Below are 24,071 nucleotides of genomic sequence, written 5' to 3'. Positions count from 1 at the left end.
TCATCCTTGTCTATTTGCTAAATTTTAGTGCTTTGGGGTTTATATGTCATCCCGGCCTTTAATTCCTAAGCGGGTCGTAGAGTTTTACCGCGCATTACTAAACGGGCACGGATATCTCTTTCAGTTGTTGCAGTAACTTAGGTCTGCCAGATATCCCCCTAGGTCCTTCGGTGATGACCAGGTGCTTCTCTGTTTTTTCTTGGAAACACTGAATTAACTGTGCCAAATTTCTCCCAAAACACTCCATTAGGACATTTAGCTCTTTTTCTCGACTATCTAAAAAAGTATCGAGGTAGTCGGATGTCACGATGTCGATTATGGTATTTAGTTGACGCCCCTCATTTCCTTCCCAGCGTAGACGAGCATGGGTTATGTTTTCCAGTTTCAGTTCATCGCTATCGGAGACATATGTGGCTTCAAATAGGCTTCCGTCCACTACGATTACTGGCAGAGCAATCACTGCTAAAAGATGGTCTTCTGGTTTGAACTGATAGTCGTCGTAAAATCTAGTGATATTTAAGCAGTTTGAGACCACTCCTTGAACTGCTTGATAGAATAAATCGTTTCCTTTTGAAAAGGCTTGTCTTCCTGAAAATGAAAAGCCTACTTCCCTGAACATGTCTAAGTTTTTAAACTCATCACTTCCGGCGGCGATCCATGCAATAGCTTGTCCTGCTGATGAAGATATTAACTGAGCTGCTAATGCAGACCTTGCAAATCGTTTTTCGTCTTTGAATAGTACCCAAGGCTTATCTTTACTCCACTTGCATTCAATTACGTGTTTAATTCGCAGGAATGAACGACCAATTGGAAGGTTTGCTGTTGCAAGCACATCAATTTCTCTAGCCTTGCCATCTATATCTTTTGCAAAGTAGCTTTGCTCCACTGAAAATCTTCTTTTCTTAAATTTATGAGCTGTAGAAAACTCCAAAGGGTAGCCTTCCATCTTAACCCACTGTGTTACTTTGTCTTTCAAAGTAGTGTCCATAAGGTACCTATATATAGATGACATATTTTGGGTAGCTTACGCCACCTCTATTGCATGCACTCCGTCTCTACGCGTGACTCCTTCAGTTGGCTGGGAGTTGCTCCGGAAACGTTACAGTAGGCAGAAGAAAAGCGATATTACCTATGGGCAGAGTACGAAGTCGCAAGCGGCATGTCCACAGTCCGCTTCTGATCGACACTAGCCGGCCGAGGGTGCGAACTTTACTGGTCTAGACGATCCAGGCGACTGTTCACGTCAAATGCAAACAGGGAGGACGTCCGAGGCGGCAGTGCAAGCCTGCAAGTCCAAAGGGATGAGCCAGAGTCAGGTAGCGACCCAAATGGGCCTAGTTGCCTCCCCAGGAAACGTCACCGAAATAAGTAACGTAAGTAGCTCGAGTTCTCGGTTTGATCTATACATCTCGCCCTCCTCGTGGTGGCCGGCTTTTTGCGCTGATGTACCGAACTAACCTGCGCCAGAGCCACCTCCACCCCGATCCATAGTGCTCCACCTGGTTCAGGCGGTTACGGAACACCTATTGTGTTCCTGCACTTTTGTGTTCCACATTTTTCGCAATGGTGTTCCTTGGCAATAGGCCTCGTGGTTTCTGGCTTCCAGCGCTTTCGGAACACCAAGCACACCAAGAACACCGGCTTTTCATGGTTACACCCCCCACGCCCCGGAACGGGCTGATGCCGGCAGCGCGGCAAGCCCTTAGACTTCCCGCACTGCCCGGTGAACTTGGCCGCTTTGGACAGGGAAGCCTGCAGCTCATCGATAGTGCCTCGTCCACTGTCTTAGATACCGGGTGGGACGTATGCATTTGCCCTTTTTTTGGGTCCTCCCCATACCCCCCTCCCTACACGGGTACGGGGACTCGCGGTTTCCCTGCAGCTGAGATTTTCCTTGGGATGTCCGTCTTCTGTTTCATTCGGCTGAGGCCCCAACGATCCCGAAAGTTTGACTTGACGCTTGTTGCCAGGGCGCGGCTGCATCTCAGCCGTCAGCCGTCAGCCGTCAGCCGTCAGCCGTCAGCCGTCAGCCGTCAGCCGTCAGCCGTCAGCCGTCAGCCGTCAGCCGGTCGGCCAGCTAAGCGGTCAGAAGACAGGCAGGCAGAGTTGCTGCTCGGCGGGTTGTGTCTTGCGATGCCGCCAAGGCAGGGGAGGGTGAATTGGGTTTTAGGTATATGGTTAGGTATACGGTTTGGGAATATAGAGGCTAGATGTCAATAAATACGGGTCTATGGGTGCCTGATTCGACTCCTGTCTCCGCACCAGAAAAATCAAGGCTTGCAGTGAATGCAGGCCTTTTTGGGTTTTAGAGGCTGGAGGGGCTTAGGCAAAAATAGATTTGTCCCCTTTCTGTCCAAATGCCTGCCTAGTTCTTCCTTTCTTCCTTTACCTTGTTATCAATCGCGTCCCCATAGACGTCCCCTTGAATTCGGCTTTTGGCATCAATCAGCTTTACTTCCAGGTTGTTCATATGCCACCAGAGTTCAGATTGCTTTACGTCGATTGGCACATCTTCACACAGAGCTAGCAGGGTTTCGACCTCTTGGAATGTCAACCGAACATCGGTTTCTCGCTTTTCCAGAGGTTTCTTGTCTAGCTCGTCTTGGACTCTCTGCTCGAATGACTTCGTCATGTTTAAGCTCCTTTGAAGTGGCCCCACTTAGATACAGCGCTTCTGCGGCTTCTAGCAAGGCCAGCTCGGTGGCGCGAACGCCAGTGGCAGGGAAAAGGGGAAAAGGGGGCAGATTTATTCTCTCCTCCGTCAGGATGGGGCAAAGTTAAAACTAGTGGTTGGATGGAGCAAAGAGAAATAAATCCGTCCCTATTCCGATTCCCTTTTCAGCTGACCCATAGCAGTCGGAAAGCTAGCGGCCCAGCAAACCAATCAACCGAGACGCAATTGCCGCGGAGTCACATCCAACAGACGACGCATCAAACGCCTGAGCGCCGTTGGATCCCTATAGCCCACACGTGTCGCGATTTCCTCGACAGAATATTGGCCGGATTCCAGTAGCGCTCTTGCCTTGTTGAGCTGCACCCGCTGGATGAGCTGTCGGGTCGAGTGCCCCGTCGCTTTGTGCACGTGGCGCGACAAGGTTCGTTCCGACATGCCGACGCTCTCGGCCAGCGCCCTCACGCCGGTAAGCTCCGGCAGCGAGTCTTCGATCTGGGCGGTCAGGCGCGATACCAGGGCATTACCTTGCACCAGCACGGCGGGGATGATGAAAGGCGACTGCAGTTGCCGGCGGTCCAGCAGGAGTGCCTTGCCCACCCTGTCAGCGATGTCAGGTGAAAGGCGCCGGCGCAGCAGGTGGAGTATCAGGTCGGTCTGCGCGAAGGCGGCGCCCGCTGTGGTTAGCGGGGGATCGGCCAGCACCATGAAGTCCGGGTCTACGCGGCAGCCTGGAGCATGGGCCTGCAGGTGCGGAGCCAGCCACCAGGAAGTTGTAACCCGCCTCCCGTCAAGTAGCCCTGCTGCATGGAGTAGAAAGACGGCCGAGCAGGATGCGGCAACTTCCTTGCCGTTCCGGACGTGATTGGTCAACGCAGTGAGGAAGGGCGCTGACCAGGGTTCCGCGAGGCGCTCTTCAAGGTGCTCGACATCGCTGATACCTATGCCCGGTATGACCCAGCAGGAGTTGTCCTCGGCACTCTGCTCTATCGGTTCCACCTGCAGCGCCAGGCCATGGCCCAGTGTCACCTGCCCAGGCTGAGGGCCGCAGATCCGCCAGCGTGGTGTGGCGAGGTCGCGTTGTTCAGCGATGGTTGCTGCGGTGGCGAGGATGTCCAGCGTGGAGGTCACGCTAGAGGCGAATGCGCCGGGTACGACCACAATCGTGAAATCATGCATTGTCGGATTATGCTCGAAAAAGGACGGATCGGACACTTTTGCCAGAAGCGAATGACAGGCCAAATAAAGTCCAATTCATCGCCAAGGTTTCAGCCATGCCCAATATCCTTATCAAGGTTCCTACCGGTGCTTTCAGCGCGGCGCAACGTGAACACCTGTTGAAGCGTGTCAGCGAGGCGGCTATCGCGCACGAGCGCATAGGCAACGATCCGCGGCAGCGTAACCTGTGCTGGGTGCTTATCGAGGAGGTCCAGGCGGCCAACTGGTTATGTGGTGGCCTGAACGTGCACGCTCAGGCCATTCCCTGCATCGTTCTGGTCAAGGTGCCGGCCGGAGTCCTGGACGAACAGATGCGCGCGGATTACGTATCGGGCCTGCACCAGGCTATCGAGCAATGCAGAGGAAGTGATGATCAGCGGATGCTGATGACGTCGATTCAGTTGGTGGACATCGTCGATGGCACATGGGGGGCGAACGGGCGTCTCTGGCGCCTGAGCGACTTCACTCGCGCTGCCGGTTACGGACATCTTCTTCCTCGGCTCTAGAAGGTGTGCCGGCCCTTTCCCTGATTGACTGCCGGGCCCGCGCCGTCTACAACCATCGGTGGTCCGGATGCGATGTTATTTCGCCATCCCCATGCCCCCCACCAGCAAGGATGCAACCATGGTGCAGACAGTCGAATACTGGCGTGAAACCGATCAGTCCTGGCATCAGGGTCCGCCGGGGATTGCGGTGGTGACGGGGGATGACAACTACATCGGCAACCATCCGGTGACTGGCGTGGCACAGTTCATGACCTTTCCCGCGACGTTCCGCGGCCTGGTCGGTGATGCGCTGCGCTACATCCATGCGACCCCGGCCGGTCGGCATATCCTGCTGCCGTTGTCGGCAGCCAGCGTGGTGTCGATCCTGCCGTCGCAGGGAGGGAACACGGTGGCGACGCGAGGCGGTGGGGCGATGAACCTGGTGGCCGAGGAACTGACCCCGGCGAGCATGATCGGCGGCGTCACCCAGGCGGCGCTCAATCGCATCAATGTGCCGCACTATGCCCAGGCGAGCTGGCTGACCCATATGATCAACAGCTCTCCCGAGCTTCTGCTGGATGCGGTGCCGGGCGCCGGCACGGGGTTCTTCGCCCGGCTTGAGAAAGCCCGCCAGTACGCCAACCAATGGGGGCTGCTGGCCGACCGCCGTTACCTGCGCTGGACCAGTTCCAACGAGGGCTACTTCAATGACCAGACCCTGGGCCGCTCGCTTGACGCCGGGGGCTACAACATCGGCATCACGCTCCATGAAGTGGCCGGCTGGATCGCTGGCAATCCACTGCCGGCACGCCTGTCGCCACGGGCGCAGAACCATGCGCTGGTCGCGACCCTCGCAGCGCTGCGCGATGTTTCACCGTCCGCCAATGGTGCCGAATCCGTGATCGGCTGGAATCCTTATGCCAGCAATCCGCTCAATCTCAGCCGTCCGCCTGCCATCGGCCTGGCCCATGAGCTGATTCACGCCTATTACAGCGGCTTGGGCCAGCAGCTCGGGCGTGATTTCGGGCACCCCAGCACGGTGTTGTTCGAGTTTCTCTGCGTCGGGCTGGGGCCGTGGGACGAGGCGCCGATTTCGGAAAACGGTATTCGTCGGCACTGGTATTCCCATGCGGTGCCGTTGATGGGGCCGGGGGAGAAGCAGAGTCGCAAGGCAATGCCGAAAAGGATCAAGTATTTGTAAGCGTTGAAAAAATCTGGGAACGGCACTTACTAATTTGGAGGAGTGAATTGCTGTTTTGGCCCTAGAAGTGGACATTACCGCATTACATCTGGGAGGAAGAGAACCGCCGTTCTTCTCTGAGGTATCCCTGACGCAGATGGACATACATGGACAGCGAAAGCGAGTTGACGACGCTGTCAACTGGGCCTATTTTCCGCGCATCCCGCCCGAGGCTGTAAGCCTTCCGCCCCATCCAGGACGTGCCGACCCCTTGGGCGTTCTGCTACATGGAGGAAGCGAATGCTGACAGCTGAGCCCCTTCAAAAGGGCTGACAGTGGAGATCGCTTTGTCATCGGCGGTGCGTCTGTTGGGTTTCCATATCCATTCTTACCGACCGCCTCAATCCAGCACCGAGCCAATCTCTTCAAGCATCTTGTGTGGATCACCCCCCAGGCTCCTCGCGATCTCCAGAAACTCGATCACATCCAGTCTCCGTTCTCCCCGCTCGAACTTGGAAACGTACGATTGAGGCCTTCCCAGCCGCTCCGACAGCTCCTGTTGTGTGAGTCCGGCCTCCTTCCGTGCCTTGACCAGCAGGAGAAGGAAGCGTTGATAAGCAGCGGTGTGAATCGTCTTCATCGTGGTGTGCCGGTTGATAAGCCGACCTACCTAATAAACCTGAAACAGGTTTATCCCAAAACGGGTTTTTGGTAGGCTCGGGCATTCACCATGGAAGAGGTCGATGCTCGTCATGAATTCCCGAATGAATTTCAGCCCGGTAAACACCACCGCTGGCATCGCTACGTTCAGTAACTGCACTGCCGTCAGTGAGCCCTTGTTCCGTGTGAATCCTGGAGTACCGAGCACTGAGGCGCTGGCTCAGGCGTCCGTGCTGATGGACTGCATCAACCGCTTGACCCTAATCGGTGGCGTGGATGACGAAGGCGGCGCTCCGGTCTGGGCAGCCCATTATCTGGGCGAGCAGGTGAAGGCACTTATCGATGATGTGGGCATGGGGCTTCGCGACGGGCGAGGGGCAAACGAGACAGATTAATTTTCTGCTCGGGCAGGATGAAACAGGTACCAAACGCTAAAAAAGGCCCGCATCCAAGCGGGCCTTCCTGATCTACAAGGGCATAACAACCCGGGAGCAACCCCCGGCCTCAGCCCTCCAACCTCATATGCAACAACGGAAACGGCCGCCCCTCGCCATCCAGCGGCGAGCGGCCGGTCTGCACGAATCCGTAGTGCAGATAAAAGCCCGCCGCCTCGGGGTTCTGTTCGTTGACATCGACACTCAGCCCGCTGCGCGAATGGCGGGCGTGGTCCAGCAGCGCGCGGCCAATCCCCTGGCCGCGCAGGTCCGGTTCGATGAAGAGCATTTCCACATGGCTTTCATTCAGGCCGATAAAGCCTGTTGGTAGGTCCAGGTCATCCACCGCTACCCATAACTCGACAGCAGGCAGGTAGGTGTCACGCAGCTGCGGTAGCAGCGCTTCTATGTCGGACGGTTGCAGGAAGTGGTGGGTGGCGCGAACGGAGCGCAGCCAGAGGTCGAGCAGCAGTGGGTGGTCGGCGTTGGTGGCCTGACGAATGAGCATGAAAGCATCCTCGTGCACTTGATGTGAAAAACCAGGCTCGCCATTAAGCGGCGGCCATTAAGTGCCGGCGAGATGGATGACCGCTTCGCGAATCAACGCCTGGGCGGTGCACAACAGTGGTGCCGGGAAGGAGGGAGGCGGGACGATACTCAGAAGGGTAGCGGGTCGTCAATCAGCCTGGATCGATCGCCGAGGCGGAAGCTATCGTGATCATCCGTTCGAATGTTTTGCCATTCGAAAGCTTATCAAAAGCAAGGTTTGAAACATTTAGAAATAATTTCATAAGTCGACAAGCCTGAAGGAAATTTCATTCACCCTTGACCGTTCGTCGGCTCAAACCCGCATGACACCTCGGTTTCACCCCATGTTCATAGGGGTTATCACTAAAGAATTAATACTAAGCGCGTGTACGAATTGTCCGGCGTGGATCCAATTTTTTGGCTACAAATCTCTCCCCATATGGAACCTGTATTCGCCAAGGTCAGGCTTTTCGACATGCAGTGTGTGTAGTTCCTCAAAGCTCTAGCACGCATTCAGAGACGGATTTGCCTGATCCACGAAGGAGTCGCACGTGGACAGAAGATTCGCCAAGAAAACCTTTACCGCTCGTTTTGCACCCTTGCCGCTGGCCGTCAGCATGGCGGCAGCCGGGATGGTTTCCGGATTCTTCAGTCCACAGGCACAGGCCCTGTGTACGACAGTCGGTTCCACGATTTCCTGTACTGGCATCACCGTGGGCCTGGTCACTTCGACCAGCGGCCTGACGGTCAACGTGCAGAACGGCGCGCAGATCTATCCTGGCGTTATCGACGCAGTCAACGCGGTGTCGCTCACTGGTACCGGCACCACCGTGAACAACGCCGGGCGTATCGACCCTTCGCTGCTGCCGGGCCTGGTTTCCCTGGCTTCCGGTCTTAACCTCAGCAATGCCGCTGGCAGCACGGTGCTGGTAAACAACCTCTCCACCGGCCAGATCATGGGCACGTCCAGCCTGCTCGGGGCGAACCTGCTGGGCCTCGGCGGGATCGGCCTGGTGGTGCAGAACGGCGCGGGTGGCACCACCACGGTGAATAACACCGGCCTGATCAGCGGTACTGCGCTGCTCAGCGCCGCTGTACTGCCGGAAGACATGGCCGTGATCGCGCTGCGCGGCGGGGCCAGGAACGTGCTGACCAACAATGCGTCCGGCCTTATCACCGGCCGCGTGGCGATGCAGGCGTCGGCCGCAGGCAACACCTTCACCAACGCCGGTACGGTCACCGGCAGTATCAACCTGGGTGCCGGCTCCGGCGCCAACACCTTCAACGCCATCACCGGCTCCGTGATGAGCGGCGGGGCGGGCGTCGGTGTCAATCTGGGCGTGCTCGGTGGCCTTGGCCTCGCCTACGTGGCGGCGGGTATCGTCGACGGCGGTACCGCCAACAACGGCAACACGCTTAATCTGCATAACACCATCGGTGGCGGCGTGGGGCTGACGGGCTCTGGCACCATCGACGGCAGCAAGTTCGTCAATTTCAGCAACCTGAATATCACCAGCGGTACCTGGTCCCTGACCAACCAGCTGTTCGCGGGTGGCACCGTCAACCCGGCGGTCACGCTCAACGGCGGCCTGCTCAATGTGGACAGTGCGGCCCTTACCGGCGCAACCATTACCGCCAACGGCGGCGGCCTCGGTGCTGCGGTAGCGGGGGCGACGGTGAGCAATGGCATCACCCTCGGTACCAATGGCCTGCTGGTCAGCAACAGCGCCAATGGCCTGGTCCTGTCCGGCGTGCTCACCGGTGCCGGCGCCCTGACCAAGACCGGCACCGGCAACCTGACCCTCAGCGGCGCCAACGACTTCAGCGGCGGCACCACCCTGGCCGCCGGCACCCTGACGCTCGGCAATGCCGCGGCGCTTGGAACCCAGGGCCTGAACGTGACCGGCGCCAGCACCCTGGCGAACTCGAGCGCGTTGGCGGTGAACAATGCCATCTTGCTCAATGGCGCCAACCTGACGGTGAACAGTGGCGCTGCCCTGACCCTGGGCGGGGCGATCAACGGCACCGGTTCGCTGACCAAGACCGGTACCGCCGACCTGACCCTGGGCGGCGCCAACAACTTCGGTGGCGGCCTCAACATCAACGCCGGCAAGCTGATCCTCGGCACCGCCGGGGCCACCGGCGGCGGTACCATCACTGCCGGCGTCGGCGGTACCGGGGCGCTGGACACCAGCACCGCCCAGACCCTGACCAACCTGATCCAGCTCAACGGCAACCTGACCCTGACCGGCAGCAACGACCTGACCCTGGCGGGCAAGATTTCCGGTACCGGCGGGCTGAACAAGGCCGGGACCAATACCCTGACCCTGAGTGGTGCCAACGATTTCACCGGCAACTCGACGCTGGGTGGCGGCACCCTCATCCTGCAGAACGCCACTGGCCTGGGCACCGGCCAACTGACCCTGAGCGCTAACTCCAGCCTGGATGCCAGCGGGCTCTCGCTCGCCAATAACATCAATCTGGCGACCCGCACCTGACCCTGACCAACAGCACCGCCACCACCCTTGGCGGCGTGCTCAGCGGTACCGGTTCGCTGATCAAGAGCGGCGCTGGCGACCTCACGCTGGCAGGCGCCAACGCCAGCTACAACGGTGTCGTGCAACTGACCAACGGCAGGCTGGTGCTCGCCAACGACGCGGCAATCGGTATCGGCAGCCTGCGGACTTCGGCCAACACCACGCTGGACAGCGATGCCTCGCGCATCATCAACAACGCCGTCCAGTTGCTGGGCAACCTGAACTTCGCCGGCAGCAACGACCTGGCCATCAACGGCAGCATCTCCGGTAACGGCGGGCTGACCAAGAACGGCTCGGCGACCCTGACCCTCGGCGGCGCCAGCACCTATGTCGGTGGTACCCGTCTTAACGCCGGTACCCTGGTCCTTGGCGGCAATACCTCGCTGGGCAACCCCAATAGCCGGCTGACCGCCGCAGCCAACACCACCCTCGATGCCAACACCGCCGTTTCCATCCTCAATCGCGTGGACCTCGCCGGCACCCTGACCATCGGCGGTACCTCGGCCCTGGGCCTGAATGGTGTGATCGACGGTGTCGCTGGCGCCGGCCTGATCAAGAACGGCACGGCCGACCTGATCCTCAACGCAGTCAACACCTACAGCGGCGATACCCAGCTCAATGCCGGGCGCCTGGTCGTCGGCAATGCCGGCGCGCTGGGATCGGGCAGGCTGCTGGCCAATGCCGGCAGCACCCTGGACGCCAACACCGCGCTCAACCTCGGGACGGCCATCACCCTCAACGGCGCAGTCAACGTTGGTGGCACTGCCGACCTGACCCTGAGCGGGCTGATCGATGGCACTGGCAGCCTGGTCAAGGTCGGTTCGACCAACCTGACCCTCACCGGCACCAACACCTACAACGGCACCACGCTGCTCGGCGGTACCCTGGCCCTGAGCAACGCCGGCGCCATCGGCAGTGGCGATATCACCGTCGGCGGCGTGTCCACCCTGGTGGGCACCACTGCGCTGGCGCTGGCCAACAATGTCCACCTGAACTCCGTCCTGAACCTGCCGGTCGGCAGCAACGCGCTGACCCTCGATGGTGTCATCGACGGCACCGGCAGCCTGAACAAGACCGGCAGCGGCACCCTGACCCTGAATGGCGTCAATACCTACGGCGGCGGCACAGTGCTGGCCGCCGGTACCTTGGCGGTGGGCAACGGCAGCGCCCTGGGCAGCGGCACCCTGAGCACCGCCGCCGGTACCACCCTGGACACCGCCGGCCCGATGACGCTCGGCAACGCCCTGAGCGTCAATGGCCAGTTGAACCTGAGTGGCAGCAACCCGCTGACCCTGACCGGCAACATCAGCGGCACCGGCGGCTTGAACAAGAACGGCGCCAGCACCCTGACCCTCAGCGGCAGCAACAACTACGCCGGGCTGACCAACCTCAACAGCGGCACGCTGGTGGTGGGCAGCAACACTGCACTCGGCGCCAGCCTGCTCAACGCCGCGGCCAATACCGTGCTGGATTCCAGCACGGCCGTGGCCCTGACCAACCAGGTCAACCTGGCCGGCAACCTTGGCATCGGCGGCAGCGCCGACCTCGCGCTAAATGGCCTGGTCACCGGCAGTGGCAGCCTGACCAAGAATGGCGCCGGCGTACTGACCCTGGGCGGTGCCAATACCTTCCAAGGTGGCACCCAGCTCAATGCCGGGACCCTGGTGGTCGGCAGCAACACCTCGCTGGGCCTCGGCGCACTGACCGTCGCCGGACCGGCAACTTTGGACAGCAGCGCCTCGGTCATCCTCAACAACCAGGTCACGCTCAATGGCGACCTCAGCCTGGCCGGCAATAACAACCTGGGCCTCAACGGCGTCATCAGCGGCAGCGGCAACCTGATCAAGAACGGCACAGGCAACCTGCTGCTCGGCGGCGTTAACGCCGGCTTCAGCGGCAACACCCTGCTGAACGCCGGTCTCATCGCGATCGGCGCCCAGAGCGCGCTGGGTTCGGGCACCCTGATCGCGGCGGACGGCACGGGGCTCAACGCACTGGCCGGGGTGAACCTGGCCAATGCCGTGACCCTCAATGGCGCGCTGTCCGTCGGTGGCACCGGCAACCTGGGGCTGAGCGGCCCGATCAACGGCGCGGGCAGCCTGGTCAAGACCGGCAATACCACCCTGACGCTGAGCGGCACCAATGGCTACATCGGCGGTACCACCCTGAACGCCGGTACCCTCAACCTCGCCAGTGCCGGAGCCATCGGCAGCGGCGCCCTGACCATCGCCGGCGCGTCCAGCCTGACCACCACCGGCGCACAGATCCTGGCCAATGCCGTGCACCTGAATGCCGGCCTGACCCTGCCGGGCAGCGCCAACCTGACCCTCAACGGTGTACTCGACGGCCTCGGCAGCCTGACCAAGACCGGCACCGGCAACGTGACGCTGAACGGCGCCAATACCTACAGCGGCGGCACCCTGCTGACCGGCGGTACCCTGGTGGCAGGCTCCAATACTGCCTTGGGCAGCGGCACGCTGACTGCCGGCGCTGGCGCTTCGCTGGATGCGAACAAGACTGTGAGCCTGGCCAACGCCGTGGCCCTGACCGGCAACCTCAACGTGCTCGGCGGCAGCGACCTGACCCTGGCTGGCGACATTGCCGGCGCGGGTGGCCTGACCAAGACCGGCAGCGCCACGCTGACCCTTTCGGGCAACAACAGCTTCGCCGGCCCGGTCAACCTCAACGGCGGCACCCTGAGCCTGGGCAGCAATACCGCGCTCGGCCTCGGCGTGCTCAACGCCAGCGGCAACGCGATCCTCAAGGCCGCCACGGCCGTCAGTATCAACAACCAGATCAACCTCAACGGCGGCCTGATCCTGGGCGGCAGCGCCGATCTGTCGCTCAATGGCCTGGTCACCGGCAGCGGTGGCCTGACCAAGCAGGGTACCTCGACCGTCACCCTGAACAGCGCCAACACCTATGGCGGCGGCACCACCCTGGCCAGCGGTACCCTGATGCTGGGCAACAACCTGGCCTTGGGTGGCGGCGCAATCACCGTGACCGGGCCGGGCACGATCGACAGCCTCAGTGCCATCAACCTGGGCAACGACATCACCCTGAACGGCGCCCTGAGCATGGGCGGCAGCGCCGACCAGACCCTCAGCGGCGTGCTCAGCGGTGCCGGCTCGTTGACCGCCAACGGTCAGGGCAATCTCAGCCTTACCGGGGTCAATACCTTCAGCGGCGGCACCTTCCTCAGCGCTGGCAGCCTGACCCTCGGCAATGCCGGCGCCCTCGGCAGCGGTCGCCTGACCGTTACCGGCGCTTCAAGCCTGAACAACACTTCGCCGCTTGCCTTGGCCAACAACGTCACCCTGGGCGCCAACCTGAACCTCACCGGCCACAGCGACCTGACCCTCAATGGCGTCATCGACGGCGCGGCCGGCCTGGTCAAGAGCGGCGCGGGCAACCTCACGCTCAACGGCGTCAACACCTACCTCGGCACCACCACGCTCAATGCCGGTACGCTGACCCTGGGCAATGGCAATGCCCTTGGCAACGGCAACCTGAACGTCACCGGTGCGGCGACCCTGAACAACAGCGCGGCCCTTGCGCTGGGCAACGGCATTGCCCTCGGCGCCGACCTGACCCTGACCGGCAACAACGCCCTCAACCTGGGCGGCGTGATCAGCGGCAGCGGCGGCCTGGTCAAGACCGGCAGCGCCGATCTGATCCTCAGCGGCGCCAACAGCTTCTCCGGCGCGGTGGACATTCTCTCCGGCAGCCTGACTACCCTGGGTACCGGCTCGCTGGGCAACACCTCGGGCGTGAATGTCGCTACCGGTGCGCAACTCAACCTCGGCGCCAGCGCCACGATCGGCGGCCTGAACGGTGGCGGTGCGGTAGCCCTGGGCAACAACACCAGCCTGAGCGTCGGCAGCGGCAACCTCGGCGGCCTGTTCAGCGGTGCGATCTCGGGCAACGGCAGCCTGGTCAAGGTCGGCAGCGGCAGCCTGCAACTGGCCGGCAACAACGCCTATACCGGCAATACCCAGGTCAATGGTGGCGTGTTGAACGTCAGCGGCTCCCTGGCCGGCGGCCAGGTGCAGGTCAATACCGGCGCGACCCTGACCGGCAGCGGCAGTATCGCCGGCCCGGTGAATATCGCCGACGGTGCCCACCTGGCGCTGAACAGCGGTGCGCAGTTGGGCGTCGGTTCGCTGGTGCTCAACGGCAACTCCAACCTCGACGTGGGCCTCGGCTCGCCATCCACCGGCGGCAATTCGCTGCTTTCGGTGGGCGGCAACCTGACCCTCGACGGCAACCTCAATGTCAGCGATATCGGCGGCTTCGGTGCCGGTATCTATCGCCTGATCGACTACACCGGGACCCTCACCGACAACGGCCTGGTGATCGGCAGCGTGCCGGGCAGCGTCCAGCCGGGCGACCTGCAACTGCAAACCGCGATCGGCGCGCAGGTCAACCTGCTGGTGGGCGGCGCCAATGGCAGCGTGCTGTTCTGGGATGGCACCGGCACTGCCAGCGATGGTGTGATCCAGGGCGGCAGCGGTACCTGGGATGCGGCCAGCACCAACTGGACCACGGTCAATGGCACCGGCAACCGTGACTGGAGCAGCAACTTCGCGGTATTCCAGACCCCCGGGTGGCACGGTCACGGTCAATGGCACCCAAACGCTCACCGGTATGCAGTTCACTACCGACGGCTATGTGCTCAACGGCCCGGGCGCGCTGCAACTGGTCAACAACAGCAGCGGCAACACCACCTTCCGTGTCGATCCGAACGCCACCGCGACCCTCAACCTCGGCCTCACCGGCAGCGGCCTGCTGAACAAGGTCGATGGCGGCACCCTGGTGCTCAACGGCGCCAACAGCTACACCGGCGGCACCGTGCTCAATGGCGGCACTCTGGTGGTCGGCAACAACGCTGCGCTGGGGAACGGGACACTGGTCACTGCGGCCAACACCACCCTGGACAGCAATACCGCGGTCACCCTGGGCAACAACATCGGTACCTTCGGTGCGCTCAACCTGACTGGTAGCAACGACCTGATCCTGAACGGCCTGGTCACCGGTGGCGGCAGCCTGGTCAAGAACGGCAGCGGCACCCTGACCCTGAATGGCGCCAACGCCTACGTCGGTGGTACCACGGTGAATGCGGGTGCGTTGGTCCTGGGCAACAACACCGCCCTGGGTAGCGGCGCCCTGCACGTAGCCGGCGCCGGTGTCAGTCTGGACAACAGCCCGGCGCTGGCCCTGGCCAATGCCATCGACCTGGGCAACAGCCTGACCTTGCTCGGCACCAGCGACCTGACCTTGAACGGTGTGGTCAGCGGCGCAGGCGGGCTAATCAAGAATGGCGCAGGCAACCTGACCCTCAACGGTCTCAACACCTTCGGCGGCGCAACCACCCTGGCGGCCGGCTCCATCACCGTCGGCAACGGCGCCGCGCTGGGCAGCGGCGCACTCAACGTGACAGGTGCTGCCAGCCTGAACAACAGCGTCGGCGTTGCCCTGGGCAATGCCGTCAACCTCGGTGCCGACCTGACCCTGCCGGGCACTGCCAACCTGACCTTGAACGGGGTGATTGCCGGTACCGGTGGCCTGGACAAGGTCGGCAGCGGCGTGCTCACCCTCAATGGCGCCAATGCCTACCAAGGTGCGACCAACCTGGCGGCGGGTACCCTGGTCGTCGGCAATGCCGCGGCCCTGGGCAGCAGCCAGCTGACCGCCGCAAACGGTACGGCGCTCGACAACAACACCGCCCTCAGCCTCGCCAACGGCATCACCCTGGCGGGCAGCCTGAACGTGCTCGGTAGCAACAACCTGACCCTGACCGGCACCCTCGATGGTGCGGGCGGCCTGGTCAAGAGCGGCGTGGGTGTGCTGACCCTGACCGGTAACAACAGCAATACCGGCACCACCACCCTGAGCGGTGGCACCCTGGTGGTTGGCAGCAACACGGCGCTGGGTGCCGGCAGCCTGGATACCGCCGACGGCGTTACCCTCGGCACGCTCGCGGCGACCTCGTTGAACAACGCGGTCAACCTGGGCGGCAACCTCAACCTCACCGGCACCTCCGACCTGACCCTGGCGGGCGTGATCAACGGCGCGGGCGGCCTGACCAAGAACGGCGCGGGCAACCTGACCCTGACCGGCGCCAATGGCCACACCGGCCCGACCAACCTGAACGCGGGCACCCTGACCCTCGGCAACGATGCGGCCATCGGCACCGGCAGCCTGAATGTGGGTGGCGCTTCGACCCTGGCCGGCAGCACTGCCATCAACCTGGGCAATGCGATCAACCTCGCTGCGCTGCTGACCCTCAACGGCGGCAACGACATCACCCTCAACGGTGCCATCGCCGGCACCGGTGCGTTGCTGAAAACCGGCGCGGGCACCTTGACTCTCAATGGTCCGGGCAGCTTCAGCGGTGGCACCAGCCTGGCCGGCGGCACCCTGCGCCTGGGCGACAACACTGCGCTGGGCAACGGCGCCCTGAACATCACCGGGGCCGGAACCTTCCTCGATGCGGCCAACAACAGCGGCATCGCCGTGGCCAACGCCATCGCCCTGGGCGGCAACACCCTGACCCTCGGCGGTGGCAACGCACTGACGCTGAACGGCAACATCACCGGCACCGGCGGCCTGGTCAAGAACGGCCTGGCCGAGCTGACCCTGGGTGGCAACAATACCTTTGGCGGCGGCGTGCGCCTGAACGCCGGTACCCTGACCCTGGCCTCCACCACCGCGCTGGGCAGCGGCGCCCTGACCGCCTCCGGCGGTATCCTCAACAACACTGTCAGCGCTAGCCTGGGCAACGCAGTGCACCTGCTCGGCAGCCTGACCTTGAGCGGCGCCCAGAACCTGGCCCTCAACGGCGTGATCGACGGCACCGGCAACCTGGCCAAGACCGGCACCGGCAACCTGCTGCTGACCGGCAACAACACCTATACCGGCAACACCTTCCTGCTCGGTGGCACCACCACTGTCGGCAGCAATACCGCGTTCGGTACTGGCTCCGTCAACACCGGCGTCGCCAGCCTCGACAGCACCTCCGCCGTAACCCTGGCCAACAACTTCAATCTGCTCGCCGCCCTGACCGTAGGCGGCAGTTCCGACCTGACCCTGGCCGGCACGCTCGCTGGCACCGGTGGCAGCTTGGTCAAGAACGGCGCCGGTACCCTGACCCTGAGCGGCAACAACACCTACACCAACGGTACCGTGCTCAACCAGGGCACCCTGGCGGTGGGCCAGAACGGCTCGCTCGGCTCGGGCAACCTGACCGTCGGCGGCACCTCCACCCTGGTTGCAGCCAACAACGGCCTGGCCCTGGCCAACGGCGTTCAGCTCGACGGCGGCCTGACCGTCGGCGGCAGCAACGACCTGAGCCTGGGCGGTGTCATCGCCGGCAACGGCAGCCTGACCAAGGCCGGCACCGGTACCCTGACCCTCAACGGCGTCAACACCTGGAATGGCGGTACGGTACTCAACGGCGGCACGGTGGTAATCGGCAACAACGCCGCGTTCGGCAGCGGTGCGATCACCGCCAACACCGCGACCACCCTGCGCAACAACCAGCTGCGTATTCTCGGCAATGCCGTCGCAGTCAATGGCGACCTGACCCTGGAGACCAACAACGAACTCCAGCTCGCAGGCGCGCTCAGCGGCAACGGCACCCTGACCAAGACCGGCAGCGATGAAGTCCTGCTGCTGTCCGCCGGTACCTTCACCGGTAGCGTCAACGTACTGGGTGGCTATATCACGGCGATCGCCGCCAATTCGCTGGACACCCTGGCGTCTGCCAACCTGGCGGCCGGCGGCGGCCTGACCACTGCCGGCGATATCACCATCGGCAGCCTGACCGGTGCCGGCCAGCTCAACCTGTCCAATGCTGGACGCCTGAGCGTGGCTGGCAACAACCTGGATAGCCTGTTCGCCGGCTCGCTGGCCGGCAACGGCGGCCTGGACAAGTTTGGCGCCGGTGTACTGGAACTGTCCGGTACCAGCACCAACTCCGGCGTCAACAACGTGAAGGCGGGCACCCTGAAGGTGACCGGCGCGCTGAACGGTACCGGCGGCCTGAACGTCGATGCCGGTGCGAGCCTGACCGGTAGTGGCAGCATCGCCGGCACTACCACCATCGCCGATGGCGGTACCCTGGTGGGCAACAGCGGCCAGACCCTGAGCTTCGGTTCGCTGGTGCTCTCGCAGAACAGCAACCTCGACCTCAACCTCGGCTCGCCGGTCACCGGCGGCACCTCGCTGTTCAATGTCGCCAGCGCGCTGACCCTGGGCGGCTCGATCAACATCGTCGACGCCGGCGCGCTGGGCAACGGCGTCTATCGCCTGTTCGACTACGGCGGCAGCCTGACCAACCTGGGCATCGGTTTCGGTAACCGGCCCAATGGAGTGGACGTTACCGATTTGTCCCTGCAGACCGGCCTAGCCGGCCAGGTCAACCTGCTGGTGAACTCGCCGAACCTGATCATGCAGTTCTGGGACGGTGTCGATACCACCAACAACGGCCTGATCGAGGGCGGCAGCGGGGTATGGGACGCCACCACCAGCAACTGGGCGCTCAGCGACGGCTTCAGCAACGATACCTGGCTGAATCAGTTCGCGGTGTTCATGGGCGCCACCGGCACCGTCACCGTGGATGGCCCGCAGTCGGTCAACGGCATGCAGTTCATGACCGACGGCTACCAACTGGTGGCGGGTACCAATGGCTCGCTGGATATCAACAACCGTAACGGCACCTACTTCGCCGTTCGTACCGACGCCGGCGTCACGGCGACCCTGGACCTGCCGCTGACCGGCACTGGCACCTTGAACAAGCTGGACACTGGCACCCTGGTGCTCAACGGTGAAAACAGCTACAGCGGCGGTACCACCCTGAGCGGCGGCACCCTGGTGCTTGGCAGCGACAGTGCCCTGGGCTCGGGTACGCTGAGCACTGCCGCCGGCACTACGCTGGACAGCAACAAGACGGTCGCGCTCGGCAACGCCGTGGCCGTCACCGGCGCGCTCAACCTGGCCGGCAGCAACGACCTGACCCTCAATGGCGTGGTCAGCGGCAACGGCAGCCTGGTGAAGAACGGCGCCGGGGTGCTGACCCTGGGCAATGTGAATACCTTCCTGGGCGGCACCACCCTCAATGCCGGTGGCCTGGTCCTCGGCACCGACGGTGCGCTGGGCGCTGGCGCGCTGACCGCGGCCAACGGCACTACGCTGGACACCCTCGGTGCGGTCACCCTGGGCAATACCGTCAACCTGGCCGGCAACCTCCAGGTCCTGGGCAACAACGACCTGACCCTGAGCGGCCCGGTCAACGGCGTCGGCAGCCTGACCAAGCTGGGCGCCTACACCCTGACCCTCAACGGTCTGAACGCCTTTACCGGAGGCCTGAACCTGGCAGCCGGCCAACTGAGGCTGGGCAATGCCGGGGCACTGGGCAGCGGTACCCTGTCCGTCACCGGGCCGTCCCAACTGGATAACAGCAGCGCAATGGCCCTGGCCAACAATGTGCTGCTGGCTTCCGGCGCCTCCGACCTGACCCTGGATGGCAGCAATGACCTGACCCTCAACGGCGTGATCTCCGGCAACGGCCGCCTGCTGAAGAACGGTCTCGGCAAGCTGACCCTCAATGGCGCCAACAACTTCGTCGGCGGCCTGACCGTCAACAGCGGCGACCTGACCCTGGGCAATGCCTCGGCGCTGGGCAGCGGCGCGTTGCGCATCACCGGCACCACGCTGCTGGACAACACCAGCGCCCTGGTGCTGGCCAACGATGTCGAGGTCGACAGCACGCTGTCGGTCGCCGGCAACAACGACCTGACCCTCAACGGTGTGCTCAGCGGCAACGGCACCCTGAACAAGAACGGCCTGGCCAACCTGACCCTGGGCGGCACCAATACCTTCGCCGGTATCCTCAACATCCTCTCCGGCAGCCTGACCGCCACCAACGGCGGCGCCCTGGGCAACCCGGCACAGATCAACCTCGGCAGCGGGGCCTTGCTCAACCTCAACGGCAACACCAATCTCGGCGCCCTGCAAGGCAGCGGTGACGTGAACGTGGCCGCCGGCAACACCCTGACCCTCAGCGGTGGTGCCTTCGCCGGTTCGTTGAGCGGCGCGGGCCTTATCGACAAGGTTGGCATCGACACCCTGACCCTGACCGGCAGCAACAGCCACAGCGGCGCGACCACCATCAGCGGTGGCAGCCTGGTGGTGGACGGTAGCCTCGACAGCACCACGGTTTCGGTCGGCAACGCGGCCAACCTCGGCGGCAGCGGCGACCTCGCCGGCGCGGTAACCGTGACCAGCGGCGGCAACCTGAACCTGCAGAGCGGCAACACCCTGAACGTCGGCTCGCTGGTGCTGGACAGCGGCTCCAACCTCAACACTGCCCTGGGCGCAGCGCTCGCAGGCGATCCGGCGCTCATCAGCGTCGCCGGCAACCTGACGTTGGGCGGCAACCTCAACGTTACCGATTTCGGCGGCTTCGGCGCCGGTGTCTACCACCTGGCCGGCTACGGCGGCACCCTGACCAACAACGGCCTGACCATCAACAGCCTGCCGGGCACCGTCAATCCAGGTGACGTGCTGGTACAGACCGCTGTCAGCAACCAGGTCAACCTGGTGGTCGGCGGCGCCAGCAACGTGCTGTTCTGGGATGGCAGCGAGACGGTCGGCAACGGTGTGGTGCAAGGCGGCTTCGGCGTCTGGGACAGCACCAACAGCAACTGGACCAGCGCCGACGGCACCCTCAACCGGGCCTGGAACAACACCTTCGCGGTGTTCCAGGGCACTGGCGGTACCGTTACTGTCAACGGCAGCCATGCCATCACCGGCCTGCAGTTCGCCGGCAACGGCTACACCCTCAACGGCGGCATCGGCGGTGAACTGCTTACCAGCGCCGACGCCACCAACGTGCGGGTCGATACCGGCAATACCGCAACCCTGGGCGTAGCGATCAACGGCGCAGGCACCCTGACCAAAGTGGATGGCGGCACCCTGGTACTCACCGGCGCCAATGGCTACACCGGCGGCACCGCACTCAACGGCGGCACCCTGGTGGTCGGCAATAATGCGGCCCTTGGCAGCGGCGACCTGACCGCGGCAGCCGGCACCACCCTGGACAGCAACACCGCAGTGGTCCTGGCCAACAACACCGTGCTCAACGGCGGCCTGAGCATCGGCGGCAGCCATGCCCTGACCCTCGATGGCGTGGTCAGCGGCAGCGGCAGCCTTACCAAGAACGGCAACGCCAACCTGACCCTGAACGGCATCAACACCTACGGCGGCGGCACCGTGCTCAACGGCGGCAGCCTGACCTTGGGCAACGATGGCGCCCTGGGCAGCGGCGGCCTCAGGGTGACCGGCGCCTCCGTGCTGGACAGCACTGGCGCGCTGCAACTGGCCAATGCAATCAACCTGACCTCGCAGCTGACCCTCGCCGGCAACCAGGACACCAGTCTCAACGGCGTCATCAGCGGCACCGGCAGCCTGGTCAAGAACGGCAACGGTTCGCTGACCCTGGCCGGCGCCAACAACTACAGTGGCGGCACCACCATCAACGCCGGCAGCGTGACCGGCGACACCACCAGCCTGCAGGGCGCGATCCTCAACAACGGCGCTTTGACCTTCGCGCAGAATACCGATGGCACCTACGGCGGCAGCCTCACCGGTTCGGGCACCCTGACCAAGTTCGGCGCTGGCCGGCTGCTGCTCACCGGCAACAGCGGCTTTACCGGCAATACCCTGGTCAGCGCCGGCAGCCTGGTCAACAACGGCACCCTGGCCAGCGCCAACGTGCAGGTCGCCAGCGGCGCCAGCCTGGGCGGCAGCGGCACCTACAGCGGCACCGTCACCATCGCCGATGGCGCCAACCTGAACGCCGGCAGCGCGACCGCACCGCTGAGCGTGGGCAACCTCAACCTGTCTTCGGGCAGCAACCTGAACTTCGACCTCGGTGCGCCTGGTGGCTCCACCACCCTGGTATCGGTGGCGGGCAACCTGGTGCTCGACGGTACGCTGAACATCAGCAATGCCGGCGGCTTCGGCCTTGGCGTGTACCAGTTGTTCACCTACGGCGGCAGCGTCACCGACAACGGCCTGGTGTACGGCAGCCTGCCGGGCACCACCTTGCCGGCCGACCTGACCCTGCAGACGGCCATTGCCAACCAGATCAACCTGGTGGTGGGCAGCGACACCGCCCTGCAGTTCTGGAACGGCAGCAAGACGGCGGCCGACGGCACCATCAGCGGTGGCAGCGGTACCTGGAACTCGGCAAGCACCAACTGGACCAATACCACTGGCACCACCAGCAACGCCTGGGCCAACCAGTTCGCGGTGTTCGGCGGCAGCGCCGGCACCGTCACCGTGGACGGCCAGCAGTCCTTCACCGGCCTGCAGTTCCTCACCGATGGCTACCAACTCAGCGGCGGCAGCCTGGCGGCGATCAATGCCGCCGATGGCACCCTCGCGGCCGTTCGCGTCGGCACCGGCACGGCGCAGATTTCCACGGCCCTGGTCGGCACCGGCGGCATCGAGAAGCTGGATGCCGGCACCCTGTACCTCACCGGCACCAACACCTACACCGGCGGCACCACCGTCAGTGGCGGCACGCTGATGGGTAATACCAGCAGCCTGCAAGGCAACATCGCCAACAACGCAAACCTGGTGTTCGAGCAGGCCACCGCAGGCCAGTTCCGCGGCATCCTCAGCGGCAACGGCAGCATCGTCAAGCAAGGTACCGGCGACCTGCTGATCGTGGGCAGCCAGCCGTTCAACGGGGCCTTTGCGGTCAACCAGGGCAGCCTGACCGTGGGCAATGCGGCCAACCCGGGCACCGTGTTCGGCGCCCAGGTCACCGTCGCCAATGGCGCCGGCCTGACCGGCACCGGTAGCGTCGGCTCGGTGGATAACCACGGCACCGTCGCCACCGGGGCCAATGGCGCCAACCTGAGTGTGGCCGGCAACTTCACCAACGCCACCGACGGCACCCTGGCCGTGACCCTGTCGCCGGCGACCACCAACTACCTCAACGTGGGTGGCACGGCGAACCTGGGCGGCAGCCTGCAGGTGGGCAACCTCGGTGGATACACCGGCGATACCCAGTACACCCTGGTCTCTGCTACCGGTGGGGTCAACGGTACCTTCGCCAGCAGCAATCTCGACAGCCTGACGTTCGTTGACAGCACGCTCAACTACGGCGCCAACGCCGTGACCCTGAACGTGGCGCGCAACGGCACCGCCTTCGCCAGCGTGGCGCAGACTGACAACCAGCGTGAAGTGGCCCAGGCCCTGGACAGCGCGTCGGCGCCGGCCAGCCTGCGCAGCGCCATCATCACGTCCAATGCCAGCGACGCCGTGGCGGCCTTCGAAAGCTTGTCCGGCGAGATTTACGCCAGCACCGCGACCGTGCTGATCGAGGACTCGCGCTACATCCGCGACGCGGTCAATGACCGTATGCGCGATGGCGGTTGCAGCGACGAGCAGGACCCGCGCCGCACCCTGGCACCCAACAGCAACCAGCAGACCACCGGTCGTGGTTGCGGCGGTGAAGGGGTAGGCTGGATCCGTGCCGTGGGCGGCTGGGGTGACTACGATGGCGGCCACAATGCGGCCAACGTCAAGCGCGACCTGTCGGGCTTCCTGATCGGTTTCGACAACGACCTCAACGACCAGCTGCGCGCCGGTATCGCTGCCGGTTACACCAACAGCAGCATCAGCGCCAAGGGCAAGCCGCAGGACGCCTCGGTGGACAGCTACCACCTGGCGGCCTACCTGAGCTACCAGATGGACGCCCTCGCCGCACGCCTGGGCGCCGGCTACACCTGGCACGACATCGACAGCAAGCGCTACGTCGAGGCCGGCAGCTACAGCGAACGCCTGAAATCGAGCTACAAGGCGCGCACTGCCCAGGTGTTCGGTGAAGTGGGCTATGCCATCGATGCAGGCAACGGCGTGGCGCTGGAACCGTTCGCCGGCCTGGCCTACGTCAACTACGACAGCGACAAGGCCCGCGAGAAAGGCGGGGCAGGGCGCCTGGAGGGCGATACCCAGCAGGACAACGTGTTCTCGACCGTCGGCCTGCGGGTTGGCAAGTCGTTCACCCTGGATAACGGCGCGACCGTCACTCCACGCGGCAGCCTCGGCTGGCGGCATGCCTTCGGCGACACCAAGCCGGATGCGGACTTGCGCTTCATCGAAGGCGGTGCAGGGTTCAGCAACTCCGGAGTACCGATCGCCAAGGATGCAGCGGTGGTCGAGCTGGGTGTCGACATGAACGTCGGCCCGATGAGCAAGGTGGGCCTGGGTTACTCCGGCCAGTTGGCCAGCGAAAGCCGCGACAACGCGGTGACCGTGAGCTTCAGCATGGAGTTCTGATCC

Annotated in this window: 10 protein-coding genes and 1 pseudogene; 6 read left to right on the top strand and 5 right to left on the bottom strand. The window is 63.3% G+C overall.

Annotated elements, in window-relative coordinates:
* Positions 1–97: 97 nt before the first annotated feature.
* The 3 genes from N7650_RS18915 to N7650_RS18905 all read right to left on the bottom strand — a co-directional run bounded on the left by N7650_RS18915 (position 98) and on the right by N7650_RS18905 (position 3,850).
* The gene (locus N7650_RS18915) at positions 98–976 is read right to left on the bottom strand and encodes a hypothetical protein (RefSeq protein ID WP_279899546.1); all 879 of its coding nucleotides are present in this window, start codon (positions 974–976) and stop codon (positions 98–100) included.
* Between the two features lie 1,389 nt (positions 977–2,365).
* Complete coding sequence (locus tag N7650_RS18910) at positions 2,366–2,632, bottom strand: hypothetical protein (RefSeq protein WP_279899544.1); 267 nt, start codon at positions 2,630–2,632, stop codon at positions 2,366–2,368.
* A 252-nt stretch (positions 2,633–2,884) separates the two neighbouring features.
* The gene (locus N7650_RS18905; protein ID WP_279899594.1) at positions 2,885–3,850 is read right to left on the bottom strand and encodes a helix-turn-helix domain-containing protein; all 966 of its coding nucleotides are present in this window, start codon (positions 3,848–3,850) and stop codon (positions 2,885–2,887) included.
* A 95-nt stretch (positions 3,851–3,945) separates the two neighbouring features.
* Here N7650_RS18905 and N7650_RS18900 point away from each other — a divergent pair, with 95 nt between their 5' ends.
* Together N7650_RS18900 and N7650_RS18895 are read left to right on the top strand one after the other, a co-directional pair.
* On the top strand, positions 3,946–4,395 hold the full coding sequence (locus N7650_RS18900; protein WP_279899542.1) for a tautomerase family protein: 450 nt from the start codon (positions 3,946–3,948) through the stop codon (positions 4,393–4,395).
* A gap of 118 nt (positions 4,396–4,513) precedes the next feature.
* Positions 4,514–5,575 carry a hypothetical protein gene (locus tag N7650_RS18895; RefSeq protein WP_279899540.1) on the top strand — a complete coding sequence of 354 codons (1,062 nt, stop codon included), beginning with the start codon at positions 4,514–4,516 and terminating at the stop codon, positions 5,573–5,575.
* Positions 5,576–5,954: 379 nt separating this feature from the next.
* Here N7650_RS18895 and N7650_RS18890 read toward each other — a convergent pair whose 3' ends face one another.
* Positions 5,955–6,194 carry a helix-turn-helix transcriptional regulator gene (locus tag N7650_RS18890; RefSeq protein WP_009402716.1) on the bottom strand — a complete coding sequence of 80 codons (240 nt, stop codon included), beginning with the start codon at positions 6,192–6,194 and terminating at the stop codon, positions 5,955–5,957.
* Positions 6,195–6,318: 124 nt separating this feature from the next.
* On the opposite strand from N7650_RS18890, the gene N7650_RS18885 reads away from it, so the two are divergent.
* The gene (locus tag N7650_RS18885; protein WP_037061224.1) at positions 6,319–6,609 is read left to right on the top strand and encodes a DUF3077 domain-containing protein; all 291 of its coding nucleotides are present in this window, start codon (positions 6,319–6,321) and stop codon (positions 6,607–6,609) included.
* A 109-nt stretch (positions 6,610–6,718) separates the two neighbouring features.
* Here N7650_RS18885 and N7650_RS18880 read toward each other — a convergent pair whose 3' ends face one another.
* Positions 6,719–7,156 (bottom strand): acetyltransferase, encoded by a 438-nt coding sequence (locus N7650_RS18880; RefSeq protein ID WP_009402711.1) that lies wholly within the window; start codon positions 7,154–7,156, stop codon positions 6,719–6,721.
* A 571-nt stretch (positions 7,157–7,727) separates the two neighbouring features.
* Between N7650_RS18880 and N7650_RS18875 the strand changes: the two genes are divergently transcribed.
* The 3 genes and pseudogenes from N7650_RS18875 to N7650_RS18865 all read left to right on the top strand — a co-directional run bounded on the left by N7650_RS18875 (position 7,728) and on the right by N7650_RS18865 (position 24,068).
* Positions 7,728–9,674, top strand: coding sequence for an autotransporter-associated beta strand repeat-containing protein (locus N7650_RS18875; RefSeq protein ID WP_279899537.1), 1,947 nt, complete (start codon positions 7,728–7,730; stop codon positions 9,672–9,674).
* Between the two features lie 35 nt (positions 9,675–9,709).
* A pseudogene (locus N7650_RS18870) lies at positions 9,710–13,693 on the top strand (autotransporter-associated beta strand repeat-containing protein); the annotation flags it as partial.
* A 667-nt stretch (positions 13,694–14,360) separates the two neighbouring features.
* A complete protein-coding gene (locus tag N7650_RS18865; protein WP_347815654.1) occupies positions 14,361–24,068 on the top strand; it encodes an autotransporter-associated beta strand repeat-containing protein in 9,708 nt (3,235 codons plus the stop codon).
* Positions 24,069–24,071 lie beyond the last annotated feature (3 nt).

The sequence above is a fragment of the Pseudomonas sp. GD04058 genome, assembly GCF_029836855.1.
GTDB classification, from domain to species: domain Bacteria; phylum Pseudomonadota; class Gammaproteobacteria; order Pseudomonadales; family Pseudomonadaceae; genus Aquipseudomonas; species Aquipseudomonas bharatica.
The sequence above is the reverse complement of the archived record's forward strand: the minus strand, read 5'-3'. Positions and strand labels throughout refer to the sequence as shown.